Origin of the sequence: Methylobacterium sp. J-026 (assembly GCF_022829585.1) — a bacterium.
In the GTDB taxonomy this organism is placed as follows: Bacteria; Pseudomonadota; Alphaproteobacteria; order Rhizobiales; family Beijerinckiaceae; genus Methylobacterium.
This window is the reverse complement of sequence record NZ_JAKSYC010000098.1, coordinates 1-4,022: the sequence shown is the minus strand read 5'-3', so window position 1 is coordinate 4,022 and position 4,022 is coordinate 1. Positions and strand designations below refer to the sequence as shown.

General features: G+C 66.8%; 4 protein-coding genes. 3 read left to right on the top strand and 1 reads right to left on the bottom strand.

The window, feature by feature from the left end; all coding sequences use genetic code 11:
• The coding region (locus MKK69_RS09565; protein WP_243967527.1) for a methyl-accepting chemotaxis protein at nucleotides 1-1,665 on the bottom strand (1,665 nt) is incomplete at its 3' end.
• Between the two features lie 607 nt (nucleotides 1,666-2,272).
• Between MKK69_RS09565 and upp the strand changes: the two genes are divergently transcribed.
• From upp to MKK69_RS09550, 3 genes are all read left to right on the top strand, one after another.
• Nucleotides 2,273-2,908, top strand: coding sequence for a uracil phosphoribosyltransferase (gene upp, locus MKK69_RS09560; RefSeq protein WP_243967526.1), 636 nt, complete (start codon nucleotides 2,273-2,275; stop codon nucleotides 2,906-2,908).
• A 71-nt stretch (nucleotides 2,909-2,979) separates the two neighbouring features.
• The gene (locus MKK69_RS09555) at nucleotides 2,980-3,603 is read left to right on the top strand and encodes a DUF938 domain-containing protein (protein ID WP_243967525.1); all 624 of its coding nucleotides are present in this window, start codon (nucleotides 2,980-2,982) and stop codon (nucleotides 3,601-3,603) included.
• A 125-nt stretch (nucleotides 3,604-3,728) separates the two neighbouring features.
• A partial coding sequence (locus tag MKK69_RS09550) for an ABC transporter substrate-binding protein (RefSeq protein ID WP_243967528.1) occupies nucleotides 3,729-4,022 on the top strand: 294 nt, incomplete at its 3' end.

Below are 4,022 nucleotides of genomic sequence, written 5' to 3'. Positions count from 1 at the left end.
GCGGTCGATCTCGGCCGTGAGGTGCTCGGACTGGCGCGACAGCTCCGAAGCAGCGCCGAGGACCTGGCCCGCCGCCCGTCCGGTCTCCTCCGCCGCTCCGGCGACACCGACGATGTTGCTGGTCACCTCGCCGGTGCCCTGCGCCGCCTGGCCGACGTTGCGCACGATCTCCTGCGTGGCCGCGCCCTGCTCCTCCACCGCCGCCGCGATCGACGTCGCCACGGTGTCGATCTCGCGGATGCGCGCGGAGATCGTGCCGATCGCGGTGACCGCCTGACCCGTGGAGGTCTGGACCCGGCCGATCTGCCCGGAGATCTCCTCGGTGGCCTTGGCGGTCTGTTCGGCCAGCGCCTTCACCTCGGAGGCGACCACCGCGAAGCCGCGTCCTGCCGCGCCGGCCCGCGCGGCTTCGATCGTGGCATTGAGCGCCAGCAGGTTGGTCTGGCCGGCGATCGACGAGATCAGCCCGACCACGTCGCCGATGCGCGCCACCGCGCCGCTCAACTCCAGCACCAGCGCCCCGGTCTGATCGGCCTCGCCGACCGCCGCCTGGGCGAGCCTGGTCGAGCCGTCCACCTGACGGCCGATCTCCTGGACGGAGGAACCGAGTTCCTCGGCGGCGGCCGCGACGGTGTTGACGTTGGTCCCGGCCTCCTCGGCGGCGGCGGCCACGGCGATGGACTGGGCAGAGGTCTGGCTGGCCATGGACGACATCGCGCTGGCCGTGGCCTGCAATTCGGTGGCGGAGGCCGAGACCTGCTCGATGATGCCGCCGACCGCGGCCTCGAACCGGTCCGCCATCTGCCGCATGCCGAGCTTGCGCTGCTCTTCGGCGGCGTGGCGCGCCCCGGCGGCCTCGGCCTCCAGCGCGCGGCTGCGGATCAGGTTGTCCTTGAACACCTGCACGGCGGCCGCCATCGCGCCGACTTCGTCGCGGCGGTCCCGGAACGGCACTTCCGTCCCGGTCTCACCGCCGGCGAGCCGCGACATCGCCCCGGTCATGGCCTGGATCGGCCGAGAGATGTAGAGGAGGCCGAACCCCGCCGCCGCCAGCGCCGAGGCGATGGCCAGACCGATCCCGATCATCGCCGTGACGGTGGCCGCGTTCGCACTTGCCATCGCGGCATCCGCGTCGCGGGACGCCGTCTGTCCGTCATGCGCGACCAAGCGCGCCAACAGGGCGCGGGCATCATCATACAACACCACGACATTTGGCTCGACCAACAGCTTCACAGCATCCTGCTGTTGCCCTGATCCCATGAGGCGGCGGGCATCGCCGTCCACCTGCTCGAACTTGCTCCAGGACGCCGCGAAGGCATCGTAGAGCGTCCGCTCCTCCGGCGTGCTGATCAGAGGTTCATACGTGCGGCGTGCCTCCCGCAGGCGTGTGTGTGTTTCGGCGAGGCTGGTCTCGTTTTTCGCCCGGTTTTCCGGCGTGTCCGACAACAGGATCAGGCGGTACTGTTTGATGCGAACTTCGGAGGCCGCCACCTCGATCGCGCTGATCTTCTCGACGGACGGCAGCCAGTTCGTGGCGAGCGCCGTGGTCGATTGGCGGATCGCGGCGGCGTCGCGGAGCGACAGGACACCCTGTCCTGCCGCGATGAGTGCCATCAGGCCGAAGAGGATCGTCAGAATCGTCTTGAGAGATAGATTCAGGTGCATAGCTCGCTCTGATCTCGGTTCAGGGGCGGGGCGTTCGGGCGCAGCAGGACAAAGCAGTTCGCCCCAGTTAGGCCATGCGATACGATCAGCAAGCCGAAGGATCACCTATTGTTAGATTGATTGACAGTAATAGAAAATCCTTTTGAAGCTTATTTGTAACAGGATTTTTACATGAAAACGTATATTCTTTAGTCGATTATAATTATATAACAACTTAATAAGATTGTATTATTAATAAAATTATTCCTTAGAAAAGTTAAAGTCTGTCATTTTGTGCGGAAGGCGACGATTTTTGGTCAGTCCTGCCCATTTTCGATCATACATTTGCATAGAGATCACAAACCAGACCTGGAAAATGGCTCTGCAATAGCCTGAGAAATTGATCTTTCCAACACGCCCTGATCTTCGGTGCCAATCTTTCTGCACGGCCGTACGGCCGGCCCTGAAACCGCGGATGCGGAGACCGGCCCGTATCCGGAAGGCCGACCGGATCCGGGTCGATTGCCGCTCCCACCGACGGATCAGCCCGCCCGGATGGTCCAACTCGGAAGTTGCACCCCGGCCCGGGGTCCTGCATTCCTCGGTGGCCGAGGCGGAGGGTTGGGCCATGCCGATGGGTCGGGTCACCGTGGTGGATCACCCGCTTGTGCAGCACAAGCTCACATACCTGCGCGACAAGAACCGCTCGACCAAGGGCTTTCGTCAGATCCTGAACGAGATCGGCATGCTCCTGGCCTACGAGGTGACGCGGGACCTGCCGCTGGAGCCGGTGACCATCGAGACGCCGTTGCAGCCGATGGAGGGCCGGCAGATCCAGGGGAAGAAGCTGGTGCTGGCGCCGATCCTGCGCGCCGGGGTCGGGTTCCTCGACGGGATGCTGTCGCTGGTTCCCTCGGCGCGGGTCGCCCATATCGGGCTCTACCGGGATCCGGACACGCTGGAGGCGGTGGAGTATTACTTCAAGGCTCCGTCGGATCTCGCCGACCGGACGGTGCTGGTCCTCGACCCGATGCTGGCCACCGCCAACTCGGCGATCGCAGCCCTCGACCTGCTGAAGGCCCGGGGGGCGTCGGACCTGCGCTTCGTCTGCCTTCTGGCGGCTCCGGAGGGCCTCACCAAGTTCCAGGGGGCCCATCCCGACGTACCGATCTGGACCGCAGCCATCGACAGCCACCTGAACGATCACGGCTACATCGTTCCCGGGCTCGGCGATGCGGGGGATCGGATGTACGGTACACGGTGAACAGGCAGAGCGCTCCGTCCGGCCCGCAATCGAAACATGTCGCGCCGTCACGCGCACCGGGAGACGGCAGCATGCTGGGCTGGGATGTCGACCGCGATGCCATGACGGCGCCCGCCGTCGCGCGCAACCGCGATGCGGTTCTCGCCGTACTGCGCCGGGTCCTGCCGGCGCGGGGCACTGTGCTGGAGATCGCCAGCGGCTCCGGCGAGCATGCGGTCTACGTCGCCGCGGCGCTGCCGGCCCTCACGTGGCTGCCGAGCGATCCCGATCCGGAGGCCCGGCGCAGCATCGCGGCGCATGTCCGCCGGGCCGGGGCCACCAACATCCTGCCGCCGCTCGATCTCGACGCGCGCGCGGCCTCGTGGGCGGTCGGCCGCGTCGACGCCATCGTCTGCATCAACATGATCCACATCGCGCCCTGGGCGGCGACCGAGGGGCTGATGGCCGGGGCCGGACGCATCCTGACGGAGGACGGACTCCTGTTCCTCTACGGGCCGTTCCGGGAAGACGGCCGGCACAGCGCGGACAGCAACGCCGATTTCGACGCCTCCCTGCGCGCGCGCGATCCGGACTGGGGTGTACGTGATCGCGAAGCGGTCGCGGTCGAGGCCGCGCGCCATGGGTTGACCGTCTCCGAGCGGGTGGCGATGCCGGCGAACAATCTGAGCTTGGTCGTCCGGCGCGTGAGAAGCTGACGGGGCATTCGTCACGCGTCTGCGCGCCTGCACATTGAATTCAGCCAGACGAATGTTGCACACTCCGCCCGTGAACCCGATGCGACGGCAGAAGCCGCACGGGCGCCAGGAGGAAGCCCATGCCGATGGAACGCAGCCTTTCGAGCCGGGCCCTCGCCCTGCTCGCAATCGCCGGATTGACGGGAGCGGGCCCGGCGCGCGCCGCCGACCCGATCCGGATCGGGGTGATCGCCGAGGCGCAATCGGTGGTCGGCGCCTCGATCCCGCAGGCCGTGCAGCTCGCCGCCGACGAGATCAACGCCAAGGGCGGGGTCGACGGCCGGCAGATCCAGGTCGTGACCTACGACGACAAGAGTTCCGCCTCCGACGCGGTGCGCGCCTTCCAGCGGGCGGTCTCCGAGGACAAGGTCAGTCTCGTC